Origin of the sequence: Paenibacillus sp. Leaf72 (genome assembly GCF_001422685.1) — a bacterium.
GTDB lineage: Bacteria > Bacillota > Bacilli > Paenibacillales > Paenibacillaceae > Pristimantibacillus.
The window spans coordinates 18391-38264 of the sequence record NZ_LMLV01000023.1; the positions used below are offsets into that span (position 1 = coordinate 18391).

General features: G+C 48.0%; 19 protein-coding genes and 1 pseudogene. 1 reads left to right on the top strand and 19 read right to left on the bottom strand.

Annotation, left to right across the window (positions count from 1 at the left end):
- Window positions 1-249 precede the first annotated feature (249 nt).
- The 5 genes from ASF12_RS18680 to ASF12_RS18700 all read right to left on the bottom strand — a co-directional run bounded on the left by ASF12_RS18680 (window position 250) and on the right by ASF12_RS18700 (window position 4810).
- Window positions 250-834 carry a hypothetical protein gene (locus ASF12_RS18680; protein ID WP_056037834.1) on the bottom strand — a complete coding sequence of 195 codons (585 nt, stop codon included), beginning with the start codon at window positions 832-834 and terminating at the stop codon, window positions 250-252.
- A 118-nt stretch (window positions 835-952) separates the two neighbouring features.
- Window positions 953-1921, bottom strand: coding sequence for an EamA family transporter (locus ASF12_RS18685; protein WP_056037837.1), 969 nt, complete (start codon window positions 1919-1921; stop codon window positions 953-955).
- 273 nt (window positions 1922-2194) lie between these two features.
- The gene (locus ASF12_RS18690) at window positions 2195-3442 is read right to left on the bottom strand and encodes an MFS transporter (protein WP_056037838.1); all 1248 of its coding nucleotides are present in this window, start codon (window positions 3440-3442) and stop codon (window positions 2195-2197) included.
- Window positions 3443-3579: 137 nt separating this feature from the next.
- Window positions 3580-4029, bottom strand: coding sequence for a GNAT family N-acetyltransferase (locus tag ASF12_RS18695; RefSeq protein ID WP_063892601.1), 450 nt, complete (start codon window positions 4027-4029; stop codon window positions 3580-3582).
- 34 nt (window positions 4030-4063) lie between these two features.
- On the bottom strand, window positions 4064-4810 hold the full coding sequence (locus tag ASF12_RS18700; protein WP_056037841.1) for an RNA polymerase sigma factor: 747 nt from the start codon (window positions 4808-4810) through the stop codon (window positions 4064-4066).
- A gap of 191 nt (window positions 4811-5001) precedes the next feature.
- Here ASF12_RS18700 and clpP point away from each other — a divergent pair, with 191 nt between their 5' ends.
- Window positions 5002-5586 carry an ATP-dependent Clp endopeptidase proteolytic subunit ClpP gene (gene clpP, locus ASF12_RS18705; RefSeq protein WP_056037843.1) on the top strand — a complete coding sequence of 195 codons (585 nt, stop codon included), beginning with the start codon at window positions 5002-5004 and terminating at the stop codon, window positions 5584-5586.
- 426 nt (window positions 5587-6012) lie between these two features.
- Here clpP and ASF12_RS18710 read toward each other — a convergent pair whose 3' ends face one another.
- From ASF12_RS18710 to ASF12_RS18765, 14 genes and pseudogenes are all read right to left on the bottom strand, one after another.
- Window positions 6013-6525 carry an acyl-CoA thioesterase gene (locus ASF12_RS18710; RefSeq protein ID WP_046233197.1) on the bottom strand — a complete coding sequence of 171 codons (513 nt, stop codon included), beginning with the start codon at window positions 6523-6525 and terminating at the stop codon, window positions 6013-6015.
- 55 nt (window positions 6526-6580) lie between these two features.
- Complete coding sequence (locus ASF12_RS18715; protein ID WP_056037846.1) at window positions 6581-7540, bottom strand: nucleoside hydrolase; 960 nt, start codon at window positions 7538-7540, stop codon at window positions 6581-6583.
- Between the two features lie 167 nt (window positions 7541-7707).
- Complete coding sequence (ilvB, locus tag ASF12_RS18720) at window positions 7708-9438, bottom strand: biosynthetic-type acetolactate synthase large subunit (RefSeq protein ID WP_056037849.1); 1731 nt, start codon at window positions 9436-9438, stop codon at window positions 7708-7710.
- Window positions 9439-10245: 807 nt separating this feature from the next.
- A complete protein-coding gene (locus ASF12_RS18725) occupies window positions 10246-11025 on the bottom strand; it encodes an ABC transporter ATP-binding protein (RefSeq protein ID WP_056037852.1) in 780 nt (259 codons plus the stop codon).
- A 37-nt stretch (window positions 11026-11062) separates the two neighbouring features.
- The gene (locus tag ASF12_RS18730; RefSeq protein ID WP_056039024.1) at window positions 11063-11845 is read right to left on the bottom strand and encodes an ATP-binding cassette domain-containing protein; all 783 of its coding nucleotides are present in this window, start codon (window positions 11843-11845) and stop codon (window positions 11063-11065) included.
- Window positions 11846-11911: 66 nt separating this feature from the next.
- Window positions 11912-12781 (bottom strand): nickel transporter permease, encoded by an 870-nt coding sequence (gene nikC, locus ASF12_RS18735; RefSeq protein WP_056037855.1) that lies wholly within the window; start codon window positions 12779-12781, stop codon window positions 11912-11914.
- Window positions 12778-13719 (bottom strand): nickel ABC transporter permease, encoded by a 942-nt coding sequence (nikB, locus tag ASF12_RS18740; RefSeq protein WP_200931652.1) that lies wholly within the window; start codon window positions 13717-13719, stop codon window positions 12778-12780. Before nikB ends, nikC begins: the two co-directional genes overlap by 4 nt.
- A 4-nt stretch (window positions 13720-13723) precedes the next feature.
- Window positions 13724-15325: a nickel ABC transporter substrate-binding protein gene (gene nikA, locus ASF12_RS18745; RefSeq protein WP_056037859.1), complete on the bottom strand. Its 1602-nt coding sequence runs from the start codon at window positions 15323-15325 to the stop codon at window positions 13724-13726.
- A 396-nt stretch (window positions 15326-15721) separates the two neighbouring features.
- Window positions 15722-16228: a hypothetical protein gene (locus ASF12_RS18750; RefSeq protein ID WP_056037863.1), complete on the bottom strand. Its 507-nt coding sequence runs from the start codon at window positions 16226-16228 to the stop codon at window positions 15722-15724.
- Window positions 16125-16514, bottom strand: a complete 390-nt coding sequence (locus ASF12_RS35770; RefSeq protein ID WP_081418913.1) for a YdeI/OmpD-associated family protein — start codon at window positions 16512-16514, stop codon at window positions 16125-16127. The genes ASF12_RS18750 and ASF12_RS35770 overlap by 104 nt, the downstream gene beginning before the upstream one ends.
- Before the next feature lie 30 nt (window positions 16515-16544).
- Window positions 16545-16700, bottom strand: a pseudogene (locus tag ASF12_RS36590) (IS110 family transposase); the annotation flags it as partial.
- A gap of 134 nt (window positions 16701-16834) precedes the next feature.
- Window positions 16835-17320 (bottom strand): MarR family transcriptional regulator, encoded by a 486-nt coding sequence (locus ASF12_RS18755; protein ID WP_056037865.1) that lies wholly within the window; start codon window positions 17318-17320, stop codon window positions 16835-16837.
- Window positions 17321-17356: 36 nt separating this feature from the next.
- Window positions 17357-18271: a DMT family transporter gene (locus ASF12_RS18760; protein ID WP_056037869.1), complete on the bottom strand. Its 915-nt coding sequence runs from the start codon at window positions 18269-18271 to the stop codon at window positions 17357-17359.
- 101 nt (window positions 18272-18372) lie between these two features.
- On the bottom strand, window positions 18373-19872 hold the full coding sequence (locus tag ASF12_RS18765) for a monooxygenase (RefSeq protein ID WP_056037873.1): 1500 nt from the start codon (window positions 19870-19872) through the stop codon (window positions 18373-18375).
- Window positions 19873-19874 lie beyond the last annotated feature (2 nt).

Consider the following 19874-nt stretch of genomic DNA (forward strand, 5'->3'; position numbering starts at 1 on the left):
AGATAAATACTGATGTATCGGGAATTCTGATCAAGTAAAGGGACTTAATAGCGTTCCTCCTTGGCCTTAGGAGCGCAGCCGCATGATTTTCGCAAGTGAAAAATGCAGCGTTTTGGCTAGCAAATGTCGACTGCACTTGCTAGCCAAAAACTTTACTGCACAATGCAGTAGTAGAAAATTCTAAAAAACAGAAAAAGCCTGATTGCTCAGGCTCTCTCCTTCATTATGGCAGTATCGCATTGCGATCAATTACTTGTTCCGTCTGCCGTAGCGAAGATAAACGATCACTCCTACCAAAATAACCAGCACCAATAATGCGATACCCATCCCAATCCTGCTTGATGAGCTGCTTTCTAGATTCTGACTACTCTCCACATTCCTCTCGGATATAGGCGAAGTCAGCTGTTTAGATGCCGATTCTTGAGCTTTAAGATCTAATTCCTTGTCCTTCAGAAAAGCCGCCATTTCCTTGCTGACTGGCGTTGTCACGGAAGGCGCGCATAGCGGATGCTCCCACTTCCCGTCCTTCTCTTTTAGAAAAAAGAGATACTCCACGCCCTCTTCACTCGGACCATTTAAAGCTCCCCAGGTCGGGTTTTCCGACGCCGAAATGGTGCGCGCTTCAATTCCCTTATAACTCTTGCTTACGGTTAGAACAATTTGGTTGTCATCGGAGAATATAGACTTATACTGTTCATTTACTTTCGCAATCACAATGCCGTCATACCACTCATAAGCCTCAGCTGGTGTTCTCATTTGTGCGCAAGATAGCGCGGACACCTGTGATGGGAGCAGCCACAATAGCAGCAGCGACAAAATGAGCCATCTTTTCAAAGCTTACACCGCCTTTATACTACAGACGGAAAATTCAACTAAATGTTTCAAAGGTTGATGATAAAGAAGTTATGCCCTGTGAAAAGCTGCATCTTTTTAACAAGAAAGCAAGCGCTAGTTAAGCAGCCATTGTGCGCTGTGAACGCCCTTTAAAGCGTTTCAGCTCCGGCAGCAAAATGCCCGCCAGCACGACGGCGACGCCCAGCCATTGCAGCATGCTCACATGCTCATTCAATATAATTGCCGACATCGTGACAGCTACAGGAAGCTCGGCTGCGCCTAATACGCCAGCCATGCCTTCACCAATATGCGGCACTCCGATTGCGAACAGGACAGGCGGGATAAACGCCCCGAACAGCCCTAGCAGGAAACCGAATACGAGCAGCTGTCCCCATATCAAACCATTAAACAGGAACATTGGCGGGAATAAAATAAACACGAGCAGCAATCCGCCAGTAATCATCCACGCACTGCGGTAAGCCGGGTGCACGGCTGGCACCGCTTTGCCGCTAAACAAAATAAACAAGGAATAGCTCACGGCGGACAATAAGCCGAAAATAATGCCGATCCAGTTGAACTGGGCTGCGCCATCCTCCATAATGCCGGCAGCGAGAAGCGTGCCTCCGAATAATACGATCAATGCCAGCATCATAATGCCTTTAGGGCGTTGGCGCTTGCTGAAAGCTTGAATCAATACGCTGATCCATGTGAATTGAAATAATAATATAATCGCCAGCGAGGCTGGAATATAACGAAGCGAATGATAATACAACAAGCCTGTTATAGCTGTGGGCATACCCGAAAGCATCAGCAACACTCTGCTTTTCCACGTCAGCTTAGAGGCAAGCGTTTTGGCAGCCTCTGCCGCTCGAGTAATTGAAGAAACTGTGTTTGGGGCTGTACGGGCTTTGCGCTGTTCCCGCCATTTTGTATAAAAAGCCAGCATCCAGGCCAAAATAAATCCCGTCAGCAGCTGCGTTCCAACTACTTCACCTAATTGGTAGCCTTGACCATATGCCAGGACTACGATTGTAGATAACACACCGTAACTAATCGCACCGAATAAAACCGATAATAAATACTTCATTTGTGCCTTTAAACCTCCTTGATTGTCTCTCTAAACGTGCCCAGACAACACAAAAAATCCTAACCACATAGCAACGACCAATACAGCTTGATCCTTGTTATCGTAGTTAGGAAGTAAAGGCTTCCTGTAGATACCCCCGACCTGTTCTTATATCCAGCTGCAGCTGAATACGGCTTACGAGGTTATACGAAAAAATATATGGTTTGATGCCCTGCTGTCATCTGATGTTAGATCGTAATTCATTTTACATGTTACATGACAAGTAAGGTCGTGTCAATTGTTTTTCATTGAAATGTTTTGGGAGACCGCTTCCGGCTTGCTCCAGCCCCGCTTTTTATTTTTTGCAGCCGCCGTCATGCTAATGATCATGTATACGAGCAAAAAGATAATCATGACGCCAGCAGCGCAGCGATACATCGTTTCATAGCTCGTTGCTGAGGCAATAGCGCCTAACAAAATAGCACCTGTGGCTACGCCAAGATCGGTTGCATTGTAGAACATGCTGTTCACAGCTCCATGCTGCTCGGGACTCGAGCTGCGCAGCATCCAAGCTTGGATTGTTGGCTGGACAGCGCCGAATCCGAGACCATACAGCAGGGCCGATACGATCAGTAGCGAAATGGAAGTCGTAAATGACAGCACCGTCAAGCTTGCAATGACACATAACGCTCCAGGAATCAGCACCGCGGCATGCCCTTTGCTGTCAAACAGTTTGCCAGAAATCGGACGAACAATAATAATCGTCACCGCATTAAACAAGAAAAACAAACCGATTTGATTGATCGCGAGCTTTTCTCCGTACAAGGCGATAAAGCTTAATATTCCGCTGTATGTAATCGACAGCAGTATATTTAATAGCGCTGGAAACACGAGCTGGAAATTAAAAGGCGGCTTGCTCGCGGCAGCCCGTTTCCGCTCTTCCTGATTAAGGCGCGGAGGCTCTGGCGGAAGCGGACGAAAAACCAAAAGAATCGGGATAATCAGCAGTATAGCTGCCGTTCCCGTTATGCTTAACGCCTCGAATCCGAATTGCTTCAAAATATTAAGTCCTATCATTGGACCAATGGACATCGCAATGCTGGTGGATAAGCCAAAATAGCCAATTCCTTCGCCGATTCTTCCAGCGGGAATAATTTGCGATACGAGCGTTGGTATAATCGTACTGGCTATGCCAAAGCCAATGCCATAAAATACACGCATGATAAGCAAGGAGCCTACGGAATCTGCCGCGATATATAGGGCGGTAAATAGGGCCGCAAGCACAATGCCTGTGTACAAAATGGCCGATCGCGGCATTCTTTTCATCACAAATGCCGTCATAAAGCGCGTCAAAATCGCAGAAACAGCAAACACGCTCGTCACGAGGCTGACCGATACGTCGCTTGCCATAAAAGTGCTTTTTGTATAAGCCGTAAGCGGAGATAGAAGAAGCTGCAAATTAAAGAAAACTAAAAAAGAGCACACGGTAAGCGTAATAAATGCAGTAGTCCATAAGCGCGGGCGTTGTTCTTGAGACAGCATGCCGTTCCCCCTCATTGATGCAAAAGCAATATAGTTGTCTTAAACAATTATATTTCAGACAACTATTACTGTCAATGAAAGTGGCATGACTTGGATCGCTTGTTAGACATTGGACTGCACTCGCTAATTATCAGTAATTAATTACCTAATTCATGCATAGTTAGCTTTTTCACAAACCGATAGCCCGTAATATCAAAGCCACGGGCTTCATAAAAAGCATGAGCCTTCTTGCGCGATTCTTTAATTCCGCTCGTTAAATAGAGCGCACTTGCGCCCCTTTCTCTCGCCCATTGCTCTGTATATGCAACGAGCGCAGTGCCGATTCCGCTCCCTTGCTCCGATTGCTTTGTTACAAGCAGGCTGATTTGGACGACCATGCCATCCTCCTCATAATAGAAAATGTCACGGCAGCCAATCATCCCGACCGCTTGCCCATCTCGCACCGCAACAAACGTATAATAAGACGGAATGGAAGCTATTTTTTCCATACGGGCGCTGAGCGCTTCTTTATTCGTTGGGTAGCCCAGATCGGCCATGAGCTCGATAACTGCCTCCACATCCTGCTGCTCATATGAACGTATGAACATAGTTGATTTTCCTCCTCTGCTATCCCATAAACGATTAGGCTGCATTGTGTATAAAAGCATATTCCAGCTCCATATTCCTCGCTTCTGCTGGAACCGTCTGGCGCCGTGATGAAAGGCGCCCCAGCTCATGCTGGGCCATATGGATGGCCAGCTCTGGATCATTTTCGCTAAGCTGCATTAAAGCGGCAACTGTCTTCATATTGCCTAACAAATAGGCGGAGGCCAGCGCCCGTACATAGGTTTTCATATGCTCCTCTTGCGGCTGGGGCAGCCCATCCTGAAGCAGCTGCTGGCGCACAGCTATAAGCGCTTGCCTGGCACGGTGAAGCGCCGCTTTTACCGCCCCATCCGTCATCCCCAATATTTCCGCAGCTTCGATGCTTGAGCATCCGTATACGTCCCGCAGCATAAAAACAGCCCTTTGCGCAGCTGTCATATGCTTCACCAGCACATGAAAAACAATCTCAAGCTCGCTAGCATCTTGATTATTTATTGCGTTTCCCTGCTGATGCAAATGCAGCATTTCTCCGCTTATTTTTTGCCAGACCGCTTTTCTGCGGCTTTGGTCAATCCAGCTATTTTTGGCAATGCGCCGCAGCAGCGCTTCGGGATTCTGATGGCTGGCGGCATCTACAACGGGGCTCGCTTTCAGCCACGATTCCTGCGCCAAATCATCGGCATCCCAGCTTGAGCCTGTCAGCGAGATGCTGTACTTGCGCAGCGATACCAGCTGCTGACCGGTATATTCGTTCGGTAAGGCGGCTTTATTTTTCAAATGCATGGGACACGCTCCTCTTTACCAGATTCCGGGCGAAGACGCGGCAGAACCGTTTATTTTATAAACGAATGAAGCCCCTAATAAGATACGCGGATGAGCAAAAAAAAGCTTGCAGCGCTGCATATCCTTTTGGCCCCCGATAATCGTTTACTAAGTGAAAGCAAACATCAAACGGAATAAATGGAGGTAAACCTATGACCAATTATGTGCCTTACGTAGTGGAGCAAAGCGCGCGCGGCGAAAGATCCTATGATATTTATTCACGACTGCTGAAAGATCGCATCATCTTTCTCGGCTCAGCCATTGACGACCAACTCGCGAACAGCATCGTTGCCCAGCTGCTGTTTCTCGCGGAGGAAGACCCGTCGAAAGACATCAGCATCTATATTAATAGTCCGGGCGGCTCTACTTCAGCGGGCTTCGCCATCTATGACACGATCCAATATATTAAGCCGGATGTCAGTACGATATGTGTAGGGCTTGCAGCATCCTTCGCCGCTATTTTACTGCTTGCGGGTGCTGAAGGCAAGCGCTTTGCCCTGCCCAACAGCGAGGTAATGATCCACCAGCCGCATGGCGGCGTCCAAGGCCAAGCAAGCGATATTGCGATTTCTGCCAATCGGATTATTCGCATTAGGGAGCATCTCAACCAGATCGCCGCCACGCGAACCGGCCAGCCGCTGGAGAAAATCCAGCTGGACATGGACCGCGATTATTTCCTCTCCGCAGAGGAGGCTGTTCAATACGGCATCGTGGATCGCGTCATTACGACCTTATAAGAAAAACGCCTGACGGCGTCCTTTCTATGAGACGCCATCGTTTTGGCGAAACGTATAGAGAAAGGATGAGAACATTCATATTCTTACCCTATACGTCAAGCGTAAACGGCAATAGACAGCAACGCCCCTTTCGGCTTATCGGCTCGAAGGGGCGTTGCTGCTATTCTGATTCTATTTAACGGTTCTGCCATTGCGTCGCCATGACATTCACTCTCATCTGCTTTATAATATAGAAAGAATTGATGAAAGTTGGTGTCCATGTGAGCGGCAAAAAAGCAGTTTATATCGTTTTAGGCATATGTACAGGCCTCGCCTTGTTTGTATACACATGCATTCAGTACGTCCTGTCCTTACGACCTTAATCGCAGCAGCAATACGAACCACCGCAAGCACGATCTATTACACTCTGACAGCTATCATTCACACTCAGTCCCAAGGATGCTTAACCGTCAAAAATTCAGCAAAGCGTTTACTCTGCTCGCGGCGGGTACGGCGCATTTCCGCCCGCTGCTCTGCTGTCTCAAACAGCTTAAGCTCCTCTTCCGTTTCGGGAACGACCGCTGGCACAGCTACCGGACGCCTGTCCGAATCAAGGGCAACGAACGTCAGAAAGGACGTCGCCGCCACTTCTCGCTCTCCGCGCAGCAAATCCTCTTTCACCACTTTAACGAACACTTCGATGGAAGAACGGCCCGTCCAAGTAACGAACGCTTCTAGACATACGGAATCCGTTGGGCGGATGGGGTATAGAAAATCGACCGAATCCGTCGAAGCGGTAACGACGGAACGGCGGCAATGCTTCGTTGCCGCAATGGAGGCAATATCATCGATATAGGCCATCAGTTTTCCGCCAAACAGCGTATTATGATTGTTCACATCGGTTGGAAACACCCTTGCTGTTTTATAACATCTAGATTCCCGCGAAAAACGCTGCTCCATCTGCCAAAATCCTCCCTTAATTACGTACACTTAACTTATCTTTCATTCTCTTGCTTTATTCGCTCCAGAATACCGACATCATTTGGCGAATCGCTCTGGCCGAATCCACCTCAACGCAAAATTCCACACTTCTGCCCATAGATGGACGTGGTCTTCTGTCTGTTACAATCATACCCGCTGTCAGCCCGCTGCTGCAATCAACGACGGCATTAAATTTTTGTGTCGTAACGAGCGACGGATTAAGCGCTACAAGAACAGCAAGCGCATCATGCATTGGACATTCCTCAATGAAATAGTTCACCTTCCGGTAAAACTCAAAATAAACGCCCAGCGATTCATTCAAAAAGCGGATGATAGCTTGCTTATGTTCCGGCGCGTAGCGGACAAGCTTCTCCAGATCAGCTCCAGTAAGCCTTGTGGGAACAGTTACATCCAGCCCGACAATCGTGAGTGGCACATTCGATGCAAAAACAGCCGCTGCCGCTTCAGGATCGGCATAGATGTTAGCTTCTGCAACTGGCGTGACATTGCCGGGTGCAAACAGCGTCCCGCCCATCGTCACCACCTGTTTCAGCTGCCCCGCAAGCTCGGGCGCTTTTTCCAGCGCAAGCGCCAAATTCGTCATCCTGCCCGTCGTCACCAGAGTGAGCTCTCCTGGATTTTCCGCAGCTTTGCGAATGATGAAATCGACCGCATTTTCCTTCAGCGGCTGTTGGGAGGAAGGCGGCAGTACAGCATCCCCAATACCATTATGCCCATGAATATGCGCATCCGTACCACGCGAAGGCCTTACGGTAGGCGCTACCGCCCCTGCTGCAACTGGCACCTCGTAGCCGCAATTGGCAAGCTGCACGACTCTTAGCGTATTATCTGTAGCTTGCTCCACCGTCGTATTTCCGTACCCTGTCGTAATGCCCTCCACCTTAATTTCAGGAGAAAGCAGCGCGTATAAGATCGCGATGGCATCATCGACCCCAGTGTCTACATCGAGTAAAATTCTTTTTCTGTCGCTCATCGCAAGTCTCCCCTTACTCATTGTGTCGAAGCAGCCATGCTCAGGCTCGGCACCCGCTTCATTCCTCCTCATTGTAAACGATGAAAGCTGACACTGACAAAGCCTATCTGCACAAAACGACAGTATTTATTTAACCACATAAAATAAATGGCTGCTCAGCCGCTTTATTATTCAAAATCTCCCATAATCATCTGATCCAATGTCGTTCCGGCTAAAACCATCGGATATACATTCTCTTCGGTCGGCACGACAAACTCAACAAGCACAGGTCCTGGTGTGTGCAGTGCCTCCTCCCAGACGCGAATGGCCTCTTCTTTAGTGCTTGCTCTTAGCCCCTTAATGCCATACGCTGCAGCAAGCTTAACGAAATCAGGGCTGCCGGCAAGATCGATCTGGCTATAGCGCCTTTCGTACATGAGCTCCTGCTGCTGCTTAACCATGCCAAGCACTTGATTGTTAATAACGACGATTTTAACGGGAATCTGGTTGATCGCACATATCGCCATCTCTTGCGCACACATTTGCATGCCCCCGTCACCGTTTATGGAGACAACCAGTCGGTCTGGGTTTCCGATTTGAGCACCGATAGCAGCGGGGAAGCCAAAGCCCATTGTACCTAGGCCTCCGGAGGTAATGAGCGAGCGGGGATGCTTGAATTTATAAAATTGCGCGGACCACATTTGATGCTGCCCCACGTCCGTCGTAATAATCGCATTTCCTTGGGTCGTCTCATGAATCATTTCAATAACAAATTGTGGTTTAAGCTCCGTATCGGAATCCTTGTACCTCAATGGATACAGCCTTTTATTTTGCTGCACTTCAGCAATCCAACTGCTCGATTGCGAGCTTACCGCGAGCGAATTGGCATATTGCAGCACAGCCTTTATATCTCCGATGCATGCAATATCCGTTTTAATATTTTTGCCAATTTCAGCTGGATCGATATCGATATGGGCAATCCATTTTGCTTGCGGAGCGAAGCCATCGAGCTTCATCGTCACCCGGTCATCAAATCGTGAACCTATTGAAAGGATGAGGTCAGCGTTTTGGATAGCCATATTCGCCGCATACGCGCCATGATGGCCTGGCATACCCAGCCATAAATCATGTGCACTTGGGAACCCCCCCAAACCAAGCAAGGTCGTGGCAACTGGAATATTGGTTTTGTTCGCAAATGCGATAAGCTCATCGGAAGCATTTGAATAAACGACGCCACCACCCGCTATAATAACGGGTTTTTGAGCTTGGGCAATCGCCTCGATTAATCGATCTATCTCCGCATGATTCGGAATCGGATTGCCGTGATAACCGCGTATATGAATAGGGCTAGCAGGCTTAGCCGGCATTTTCTGATTTGATACATCTTTTGGGATGTCGATTAAAACCGGACCTTTCCGCCCCGTGCTTGCGATATGAAACGCTTCATGGATAATGCGCGGAAGCTCCTGTGCGTCACGAACCAGATAACTATGCTTCGTTATTGACATCGTCATGCTAACGATATCGGCTTCCTGAAAGGCGTCCGTACCCATAACCGCTGTTGAGACATTGCCCGTAATAATAACTAATGGCACAGAATCATAATAAGCAGTCGCAATGCCGGTCACTAGATTCGTCGCGCCTGGACCAGAGGTTGCGATGCAAACGCCCACTTTCCCAGTTGACCTCGCATAGCCGTCAGCCGCATGAATAGCCCCTTGCTCGTGCCGGGTCAAAATATGCTTGAAAGCCCGATTATGAACCATTGCATCATAAATATACAGGACATTTCCGCCCGGGTAGCCAAATACACAATCTACCCCTTCCATCAGCAAGCCGCTTAATAGCATTTCCGATCCGGTTACCCATCTCTGATCCTGCTGCTGTAATTCGCTCGTAAGTATAGTTGATTTAACCATGTGACTGCCTCCTTAAAATATAAATAGCCCCTCTCATCCGCAAGCGACGGCAAACTTCTGCCATGCTTAAGGGACGAAAGGGGCAATCATTTCGTGGTACCACCCTGATTCACTGAAATCCTGCGATTTCAGTCTCATGAGATAGGGCCATGCCCTACCTGCCGCACAGTAACGTGTGCCATTCCGTTTGAGTCTACTTACGGGGCCCAGCGCACACAGGCTCCGCTTTCCATCAAAAGCTCCGAGATGACGACATACAAGAATTATGGCAAAGGTCTCAGCACTCCCCCTGCTCTCTGAACATAATCGCTAATGCATGTTTTCTCTTCCTCGCTTTTCCTATTTTCGGAAATAGAAAAACCCCTCTCATCCGCAAGCGATAGCAAACTTCTGCCATGCTTAGGGACGAAAGGGGAAAGTTTTCGTGGTGCCACCCTGATTCACTGGAATCTTGCGATTTCAGCCTCATGAGATAAGGCAAAGCCTTACCTGCAGCACGATAACGAGTGCCATTCCGTTTGAGTCTACTCACGGTAGCCCTTGTGAACACAAGCTCCGCTTTCCATCAAAAGCTCCGAGACGACGGCATACAAGGATTACGGCAAAGGTCTCAGCACTCCCTCTGCTCTCTGAACATAATCGCTTTCGTATGTTTTCTCTTCCTAGCTTTTTAAGATGGTTTTGATAATAGCACAGTTTCTAAAATGTTTCAAATTATAATTTTCTGACAAATTTGATAACCAGCAAAAAAGCCTATTTTTGTTCCGTAGCTCTACCCCGTTTTCTATGCTGTTTCAGACAAGACGGCTAGCTCGCCGCCTCCACCAACAGCTTGGTGTAGAGATGCCGCTCTTGGTGTGTCAACTCGGAGCTCGCAAACTCGTCAATCATTTCTCCATCCTTCATGACAATCATTCTATCGCTCATATATTGGACAGAAGCTATGTCATGGGAAATAAACAAATAGGACATACCCAGCGTTTGCTTCAAGCTTTTGAGCAGCTGCAAAATTTGCGCCTGAACGGATACGTCGAGGCTTGAGGTTGGTTCGTCACAGACGAGCAGCTTCGGGTTCAAGCTGATCCCCCGCGCAATGGCAACCCGCTGCCGCTGCCCGCCGCTGAGCTCATGCGGATAACGGGCCAAATGATCCATAGGCAGGCCGACCAGCTCTAACAGCTGCGCCGCCAAACCGAGCCTATCTGAGCGATCTCCCGTCAGAAAAGGCGGCATTACCTTTGGAAAATTATCAAGCGGCTCCATGATCGAACGCCAAATGGGCATATTGCTGTTAAGCGCGGCGTTCGGGTCCTGAAATACGACCTGCACATGCTGCCGCTGCTCTCTAAGCGCTGCCCCCTTTAGCTGAAGCAGGGGTACATCATCCAGCCATACTTCACCGCTATCCGGTCGCTCCAGCGCCAAAATCACTTTGCCTAATGTGCTTTTTCCGCTGCCGCTTTCGCCAACAACGCCAAGACATTCTCCCCTGGCAATTTGCAGCGAAATTTCTTTCAGCGCATAAACCTGCTCCTTCGATTTCATAAAGGTTTTACATAAACGCTCTACGCGCAACAAAGGCTGCATCTACTTCTCACCCCCTTATTTCTCATAGTTAAATCATTTATGTTATATAAGGCCTTGCATTCAATAGCTGCTGCGTATACTCGTGATGGCAGTGATACAAAATATGCTCTGCTGTATCCAGCTCAACAATATGCCCATCCTTCATGACGGCTATCGTCGAAGCTCGTTTCACCACATGCCGCAGATCATGTGAAATGAGCAGCACTGCGCAGCCCGTTCGCTTCTGAAGACTGGCCAGCACATCCAGCACCTTTTCGCCAGAAAGCACATCCAGCGCCGTCGTCGGCTCATCTGCTATAAGCAGCGAAGGCTGAAGCATCATCGCCGCAGCGATGGCAGCCCGCTGAAGCTGCCCCCCGCTCAGTTGGAACGGATAGCTGCTGTAGACACGCTCCGCGGGCAGCCCTACCTGCTCCAACCATTCCAGCGCATGCACCTTCGCCTGCCGCCTTGTCAGCTTCTCATGAGAACGCAGCGTTTCATTCATCTGCTTGCCAACCGTAATAAATGGCGTAAAGCTCTCCTGATAATTTTGAAAAATAAATCCAATTTCGCGTCCACGCAAACCTCGCCGCTTCTTATCCGCCCACTCTAGAACATTGTCGCCGCGAAACCGAATTTCCCCACTGCTTATGCCAAGTGAGCTAGACATCAAGCCAAGTACAGCGCTTGCGGTTACACTTTTGCCGCTGCCGCTTTCCCCTACGAGTGCAAGTGTCTCGCCTCTAGGGATGACGAAGCTAACACCATGAACGAGCGGGCGCTGCTGCTTCCCCTGCCGTGTGAAAATTTGCAGCTGTGAAACCTCCAGCACTGGCATTTCCTTTTCCATTAATTGCGGTATCAGGTCATACGCCTCCTTTCCCTAGCTATCGTTGAATCAATATTAGCGACTGCGGACATCCAACGCTTCGCGCAGCCCTTCACCGAGCAGATTGCAGGCAATGACGATCGCCATAATGGCAAGTCCCGGATAAATCATGAGCTGCGGCGCAGATTGAAAATAAGGTCGGCCATCATTGAGCATGGCGCCCCATTCCGGTGTTGGCGGCTGTGCGCCAAGTCCCAGATAGGAGAGCATCGAGATGATCATAATGATTTTCCCAATATCCAGTGCCGCCAACACGATAACAGGAGAGATTATTTGCGGCAGCAAGTGGCGGCGCAAAATCGTCCACGTGCTGCAGCCCGCAACCTTTGCCGCCAGCACATATTCCTTCTCGCGCTCAGATAAGGCGACGCTGCGCACAACCCTGGCGTAGCCGATCCATTTCACCAGCACAATGGCAAAAATCAAATTAGGCAAGCTTGGCCCGAGAAAGCCGGCAAACGCGATAGCAAAAATAAATTCCGGCAGCGCCCCCATGCCATCTACAAGCCGCATAATAATCGAATCGAAGCGTCCGCCGATATAGCCCGAAATAAGCCCCAGCGGTACACCAAGCGCGATTACCGTGACAATGACAATGGCTGAGATGCCTAATGTGAGCTGCGCACCTATAACAAGCCTTGTGAAGATGCATCTTCCGAGATGATCCGTTCCGAGCGGGTATTGCCAGCTTGGGGAGAGCAGCCGTTCTCCCATTTGCACAGTTAAAGGATCATTCGGCACAATAATCGGTCCGAACAGCGCAAGCAGCACGATAATTCCAAGCAAGCCCATGCCCAGCATCATCGTACGGTTATGCAGCATTTGCCGGCCTGTTTGGCTCCGTCTTAGCGGCAGTGAAAGCTCAGCGGTTATTTTCCCATTCATGAGGCGGCTCCCTTCCCTAAGCGAATTCGCGGATCAAGCAAGCTGTAGCTAAGATCAACTAGCAGATTGACGATGACAACGAATAGCCCCGTCGCCAGCACATACCCTTGAATAATCGGATAATCCCGTTCAAAAATCGCTTCAAGCGCCAAGCTGCCAAGGCCTGGCCAAGCAAATAGCGTTTCAATGACGACAGAACCTGCGAGCAAATTTCCGAAGCTGACGCCGAACACCGTAATAACCGGAAGCAGCGCGGCACGCAGCGCATGTCCCATCAATATGCGCCGTTCAGCTAGCCCACGTGCCCTTGCTGCTTTAATATAATCCTGGGACAGGCTTTCCAACAGCCCAGAGCGCAGCAGCCTTGCATAGACAGCAGCCATTGCAAAGCCGAGCGTAATGGATGGCAAAATCATATGTGCGAAGCTGCCCTTGCCGCTTGTCGGCAGCCAACCTAGCTTTAAGGAAAATAAGTAAATGAGCAGCAGTCCCATCCAAAAGCTCGGAATCGACGCACCAACAAGTGCGAGTATGCGGGACACGTGATCCGGCCAGCGGTTAGGATAGCGCGAAGCGATTAGGCCGAGCGGGAGTGCTATGGCTACCATGACTGCAAGGCCGCTAGCTGTCAGCTGAATCGTCGCCGGCAGCTTATCCAGCAGTTCATCCAGCACCGGACGGCCTTTTAAATATGAAGTGCCAAGATCAAGCTGGATTAGCCCGAGCATCCATTTTCCGTATTGCACAAGCACGGGCTGGTCGAAGCCAAGCTCCTCGCGGAGCGCAGCTTCATCGGACTGTGTAATCGACATTTCATCGGCATGCAGCAATGTAAGCACCGGGTCGCCAGGAGCGAGCTTCATCAGAATAAAAATAACTAAGGATAAAATAAAGAGTACAAATACCAGTTGAATCAAACGTTTTTTTATGAGCTGCAGCACGTTAAGACACATCCATCTTGTTTGTAACTAAGTAATATTCTTCAGGTCCTGGCGTCCAACCCGTCACCTTCTTGTTCATGCCTACAATTACGTTTGGATAGACCGCATAGGAATGCAGAGCCTGCGCTTTAATTACCTGTACGGCAGCTTGAGTAAGCTTTACGCGCTGCGCTGCCTCACCCGTTGCATTCAGCTGTGCAATGATTGCGCTCAGTTCGTCGCTGCTAATATTAGCCGGATTAAGCGAACCGCCCACTATAAACGCCGAGTTTAGGAAAAAGCCTCCATCCCCGCGCGGTGCTGTCAAATTGCTGTAAGTGGCCATATCCCAATCGTTATTTTCGCGCAAATACGTATCTACATTTTCAACGTTCTTTATCGTTAACGTTACGCCAATTTTAGCGGCATCGGATTGCAGGAGCTGGGCAATGAGCGGAAGCTCTGGCCGGCCTTTATAAGTAACGAGCTCAAGGGTCAGCGGCTTTCCATCCTTCTCCAGCTTGCCGCTGCTGCCTTGTGCATAGCCAGCTTGTTCGAGCAATAGCTTGGCCTTTTCCGTATCGAGCGGCTGGACCGCCTCCTTGCTGCCGAAAGGCAAACTCGCGTTAAATGGACCATTGGCAGGAGAAGCATTGCCCAGCATGACGTCCTTCGCCATGCTTTCACGGTCAATGAGCAAGTCCAGCGCCTGTCTGACCAGTACGTCTTTTAAAGCAGGCTGCTGTTGATTGAAAAGCAGGAAATGCGCACGCAAGCCAGCAAGCGACTCTATTTTCAACTCCTGATTCTGCTTAATGACGTCGACCATTTCGGCTGGAAGCTGAAAAGCCAGATCGGCCTCCTTCGCCTGAAGCGCCAGTGCCCGTACATTGCCGTCCTCATTAAATTTGAACGTAATTTCTTCAAGCTGTGCGGCACCATCCCAATAGCTGTCATAACGGGCCAGATTTATTTCCATATTCGGCGTGAAGCCTTTTACTTGAAAAGGGCCTGTACCGACTGGCGCTTTATTGAACGCTTCGGTGCCCATTGCTTGCTCAGCCGCCACATCGATAATTCCGCTATATGGATTTACAAGCTCGGATGGAAAAGCTGGCAGAGGCTCCGTAGTCGTAACGGTAAGCTCTTGGCCTTCCGCCTTCATAGAAGCGATCTTAAGTGTCGTGTCCAGCGCCTTGTTCACGCCTATGCCGCGTTCAAGCGAAGCTTTAACAGCGGCCGCATCAAGCTTGGCGCCATTATGAAAGGTAACACCTTCACGGATTGTAAGACGCCACGTTGAGGCATCTATCGACTCCCATTTGGATGCTAGCCACGGCTGAAGCTCCAGCTTATCATCCATGCGTACAAGCGTTTCAACAACGCCCGCTTTCAAAACAATATAATCATTATGCGGATCCAAACTTCCGCTCTTAAAATGGTAGAGCAGCGTCAGCTTTTTTCCCGCTTTATTTTCCGCAGTAGCAGTGTTTTGACCAGCATTTCCAGTCTCCGAAGATGGATTTGCAGCTTTTCCGCAGCCTGCAATGACCATGGACAGAATGAGCAGCAGGATGGTCATAAAAAATCGTTTATTCCTTTTATTCTCTTTCCATAACAGCATAACCAAGCTCCCTCTCCCTTTCGGGCATGTCTTTCGCTATAAATATATGTAATCATTACGATTAGCATCCAAAGAAAAAACGAGCACTGTAGCTCGTTATCTATTCGTAATATTTACTATCAGGAATGATACCATGGCCTTCATTAATGTGTCAATCGATTGCAATTAACTTTTTTGCTGAAAAACAAGCGTAAACGGCTGTCTCCATCCTCTGGCGGCAAAGCTTCCGTTTCGAGGTTGAAGGATAAGCCGATTATAGGGGGTAGCTTATAAATGCTTATATTTAAAAAAGCTGCTATGCATAATTGCATAACAGCTTCGCTTGCAGCTATTCATCAAGTCCAGAGTTAGGGTTATGTGTTCCTTGGCTCGAAAGCCCTGGATTCACACTCTGGTTTACGGGATATATTGCTGAACAATTTTCACAATTTCCCCGTCTTTAATCGTAACGTGATAAGGGAAATTTTTCAATTGAAAAGGATCATCGGAATTCATAATCGAGACAAATTTGTCTACAGTGATTGGCTCATTCCATTGAATGTCCGCTTCTGCTGCGTTGCCCGTGCGATTGTAAATTTGCATGAATACTTCAGCATCTGCTGCAATCGGCAAGTCGTGAAGCTGAGGATCGTCATTAACAATGTAGTAGCCGTCTGGGGCATCCGTCATTTCAGCATCTTGTTCATGCTGGCGGAACTGGACGCTAGCCGCCTCTCCTTCGTACCACTGAATTTCATCATATGTAACAACGAAGGCATTATTTTGTTTGATTATATGATCCATATAGACGGTTGTCTGATTAATCGGGCTGGTGGATGCATTGCCTTTGCCATTGTCTACGGCCAAACCAAGTGTTAATAAACAAGCGATGGCGAGTGCTGCGCTGAGAATTGCTTTTTTCATTTTGTACCGCTCCCTTACTCGTTTCTATGCTTATAACTATACAACGCAGATGCGGCGAAAAGTGTTGCAAAAAAGAAACAAAATTAATTTTTTCTTTTTTGACGATTGGCGTAAATTGCTGTAGGGTACGTCCGCTGGCGGAGTCTTCAATCAAGGTGCGAAGCCGCTTGCTGCGCGTCTCCTCCTTCTTGGCGCTGATCACCCACGATAGGGCCGTTTTCTGATACGTTGCACGCTGCTCCTGAAAATAGCTCCATGCCGCTTCCTCCTCTGGTGCCAGTACAATATGCTCCGGCTACTGCTCATACGCATATACGTTACTAAATGAGAGATGTCGATTCGAGAGCACGATTTCCCGAAAATTCGTAGCTTGCACCACATGAGTTTCTTTAGCCATATCGATACCTACAACAAGATGAGATGTGCTAATTCGTTCAATTCGTTGTTTTTGTAAATCCCCCTCGGTATTCATTCTGAGGAGGATTATCTTATAGGCAGTGAAGGGGACGAAGATGGGGAGGACTTGACGCTTACTTATTGTCCTCAGACAAAAAAACGGCATCTTGTTTTAAGCTGCCGTTTTTGTTCCTACACCGTACAAATTGCTTAATAATCCCATTCCGTCAAGTCTTGCATTAGGTTTCTCGCAAAATTGAGCTGTTCATCTGTGTATTTATCCAAAAGCTTCATAAAGCGCTCTTCAATTTCATGATGGATTCGATTGTGAATAAGATGAACTTTTTTGCCTTTTGGAGTCAATCTATAATAAACTTCTTTTTTATTATCGTTAATCTGCTGTCTTTTTACCAGTTCAAGCTTCAATAGCTTTTTACTAATTCTTGTGATGGAGCCTTTCGTTAATCCGGTTTTTTCGGAAATGGAGGTTACATTGATCGGGGAGAAATCTCCGATACATGCGATTAGGTGAATATCCGACAGAGTCAGATTGCTCTTTTCGCCAAATTCCTTTTCGAAATTTTGCAATTCTTCGCGCATTCGGACTGCGAACTTGCTATCCCTCATCTCCTGTTGGCTAACAAGATTTATAAAGTTTTTGAATATCCACTGTTTAGATAGATCCGTTGGCTGCATCCGTTTCGTCTCCTCTATGCATGACTCTCCTCTCCATTATACATGATTGTTTTGCGTAAAACATTCGGGGCGGCTTGATTTCGGAGTCCTCGTCGACAAGATAATCCCGCAAATGGTGACAAGGGCGCCAATTAGCTGAGCCGTACCTATTCTTTCGCCCGATAAGGCAGATATGGCCATCGTTGAGATGGGAACGATATTAAAGAACAACGACGTTTTATTAGCGCCGATACGTGATATACCTTGATTCCACCATAAATAAGCTAGTACAGAACAGAATAAAGCCATAAAGATCACGGCTAGCCATGCTTCCATGACCTTAGCTGAAGTCGCTTCCCCCGTAGTAATAGAAGAGTAAGGCAGAAAGAACAATGCACCTACTGCCATTGTTATGGCGGTTGTTGCAAGAGGCGAGCCGTTGCCGACATATTTTTTGCCGAGGATCCCATACAAAGACCAGAGTGTAGTGGCAAGCAATACGTATAAGTCACCTTTCGAGATCAATCCCAGTTCAGTCAGCAAACCATTCGTAAGAACTAATAACACTCCCAAGAAAGAGATCACGATTCCTCCAATTTGGCGAAAGTTAATTTTCTCCTTTAATAAGAAAACAGACAGGCAAATCGTAAGCATCGGATTGGTAGCCGTTATTAATGATGTGTTGATGGGGCTTGTAACCTCTAATCCTTTAAACAAGAAAATATTCATTAAAAAGATCCCGACGATCCCCATTAGGAGATAAATCAGAGCATAGGGTTTGATCAATGACCAGGTGGGTCGCTCCTTTACCCAGTACAAAGCAAGAATGACCACACCAGCTATAATAAATCGCCAAGCTGCCACTTGTGTCGGACTCATCACTTCTACAGCAATCTTTCCGGCGTTAAAGTTTGCTCCCCAAAAAATGGCCGATAATGTGAGCGTAATGTAAACAACTGGAACTTTCTTCATAAGGACTCCCCCAAATAAAAAGCTTCTGCCCGGAAAGCTTTGGTTAAAATGCTTCCGGGCAGAATATTGTTTTTCCAAAAACAATATAGGCAAAGAAAGGTTTAACCTCTGCTGATTTGCTTAATTCCTAGCTCCATTCGGTTAATTAAATCGGCTTCGGCTGCAGAGATTGCCCATGCAATATATCCGTCCGGTCGAATCAATGCAGTGTGCACATTTTCCCAGCCTTTGGCTTGTTCAGCCAAAGTTGCACTTACGAATTTGAAATGTTGGTGCTGCAGATTACTAACGATGTCTTCTGTAATTTTATCCGAAGCTAGATTCAATAATATATATTTACCATCACGGAACAGCTCATAACTGCTGAAGACATCGCCATTCTGTGAAAGTAATTTAATCTCTGCAAGTCGGCTGCCATTTAGAAGATGTGACGATACATTCTCTTGTTCGTTGTAATGAACATCCATGGCCGCAATTTGACAGGCTAAGCGATAGTTTGCATCCGGACTTTGTAACAAATCCGAAATCATTCTGCGAAGGTGAATCGTTGTAGGTGAAAAATCGGTGCCGAACAATAGGGTTTGTACTTTTGTATTCCAAAGTAATGCCGTATTAACGGGGAACCGTTCCGCATGGTAACTGTCCAGCAACACCTCGGGAGCCCATCCCTTCACTTCGGCAGCTAGTTTCCATCCAAGATTCATGGCTTCTTGCAAACCCACATTCATTCCTTGTCCGCCGGCTGGGAAATGAATATGTGCGGCGTCCCCCGCAAGGAACAGTCTTCCTTCCCTATAGCGCTCCGCTTGACGGGTTGCATTGCCGAAACGAGTCATCCAGTAAGGATCAGAAATCCCGTAGTCATCCCCTAACATGCGGATCATACCCGAGCGCAGTTCTTCCAAAGTAACGGGCTCGTCCTTAGGTATTGATTTTCTTTCCGGATCGATAAAGACGACACGGTGCAACTCCTTCGAGACGGGTACAATCATGATCATTCCATTTTCATTAAAGCTGGAAACGACGCTCGTTTTCGGCGGATTTTTAAATACGACATCTCCTTGAACCGCAGTAAGTGTTGCATCCGTTCCGTTAAAGGCAATCTTGGCCTGCTTTCGTACAATACTGCCTGCTCCGTCGGCGCCAACCGCATAAGCTGCCGTTAATGTAATTTGACCGCTAGCTCCGGAAGCAATAACCTCGACAGAATCAGAGCTCTGAGTTACCGATAATACTTCCATTCCGCGGCGAATATCAGCGCCAAGTTCCTTCGCTCTTTGTTCTAGCACCTTTTCCGTTTCCGACTGGGCGATAAACATGGAATAATTAGAGGAAGAGTCGATGACTGTAAAGTCCAACCGAGTTTCCAAGCCTGCAAAATGGCCAGTAGGGAGAGGTTTTCCAATCTTCAACAATTCCGATTTCAATCCCCGCAAGTCCAACATCTCTAATGTACGGGGATGGATGCTAAGAGCCCGCGAGTAAGGCGTAGTGGCTTCTAATTTTTCCAATACGCAAACCTTAACATCAGCCAATGCCAGTTCCTCAGCCAACATCATTCCAACAGGTCCTCCACCAATTACAATAACGTCATAATTCATTC

Excerpts from the sequence above, each read along its gene's own strand:
- ASF12_RS18690 (WP_056037838.1), bottom strand. The coding sequence starts at position 3,442 with ATGCTGTCTCAAGAACAACGCCCGCGCTTATGGACTACTGCATTTATT.
- clpP (WP_056037843.1), top strand. The coding sequence starts at position 5,002 with ATGACCAATTATGTGCCTTACGTAGTGGAGCAAAGCGCGCGCGGCGAA.
- ASF12_RS18695 (WP_063892601.1), bottom strand. The coding sequence starts at position 4,029 with ATGTTCATACGTTCATATGAGCAGCAGGATGTGGAGGCAGTTATCGAG.
- ASF12_RS18710 (WP_046233197.1), bottom strand. The coding sequence starts at position 6,525 with ATGGAGCAGCGTTTTTCGCGGGAATCTAGATGTTATAAAACAGCAAGG.
- ilvB (WP_056037849.1), bottom strand. The coding sequence starts at position 9,438 with ATGGTTAAATCAACTATACTTACGAGCGAATTACAGCAGCAGGATCAG.
- ASF12_RS18715 (WP_056037846.1), bottom strand. The coding sequence starts at position 7,540 with ATGAGCGACAGAAAAAGAATTTTACTCGATGTAGACACTGGGGTCGAT.
- ASF12_RS18700 (WP_056037841.1), bottom strand. The coding sequence starts at position 4,810 with ATGCATTTGAAAAATAAAGCCGCCTTACCGAACGAATATACCGGTCAG.
- ASF12_RS18755 (WP_056037865.1), bottom strand. The coding sequence starts at position 17,320 with ATGCAGCCAACGGATCTATCTAAACAGTGGATATTCAAAAACTTTATA.
- ASF12_RS18725 (WP_056037852.1), bottom strand. The coding sequence starts at position 11,025 with ATGCAGCCTTTGTTGCGCGTAGAGCGTTTATGTAAAACCTTTATGAAA.
- ASF12_RS18685 (WP_056037837.1), bottom strand. The coding sequence starts at position 1,921 with ATGAAGTATTTATTATCGGTTTTATTCGGTGCGATTAGTTACGGTGTG.
- nikC (WP_056037855.1), bottom strand. The coding sequence starts at position 12,781 with ATGAATGGGAAAATAACCGCTGAGCTTTCACTGCCGCTAAGACGGAGC.
- ASF12_RS18765 (WP_056037873.1), bottom strand. The coding sequence starts at position 19,872 with ATGAATTATGACGTTATTGTAATTGGTGGAGGACCTGTTGGAATGATG.
- ASF12_RS18750 (WP_056037863.1), bottom strand. The coding sequence starts at position 16,228 with ATGAAAAAAGCAATTCTCAGCGCAGCACTCGCCATCGCTTGTTTATTA.
- ASF12_RS18730 (WP_056039024.1), bottom strand. The coding sequence starts at position 11,845 with ATGCCAGTGCTGGAGGTTTCACAGCTGCAAATTTTCACACGGCAGGGG.
- nikA (WP_056037859.1), bottom strand. The coding sequence starts at position 15,325 with ATGCTGTTATGGAAAGAGAATAAAAGGAATAAACGATTTTTTATGACC.
- ASF12_RS18760 (WP_056037869.1), bottom strand. The coding sequence starts at position 18,271 with ATGAAGAAAGTTCCAGTTGTTTACATTACGCTCACATTATCGGCCATT.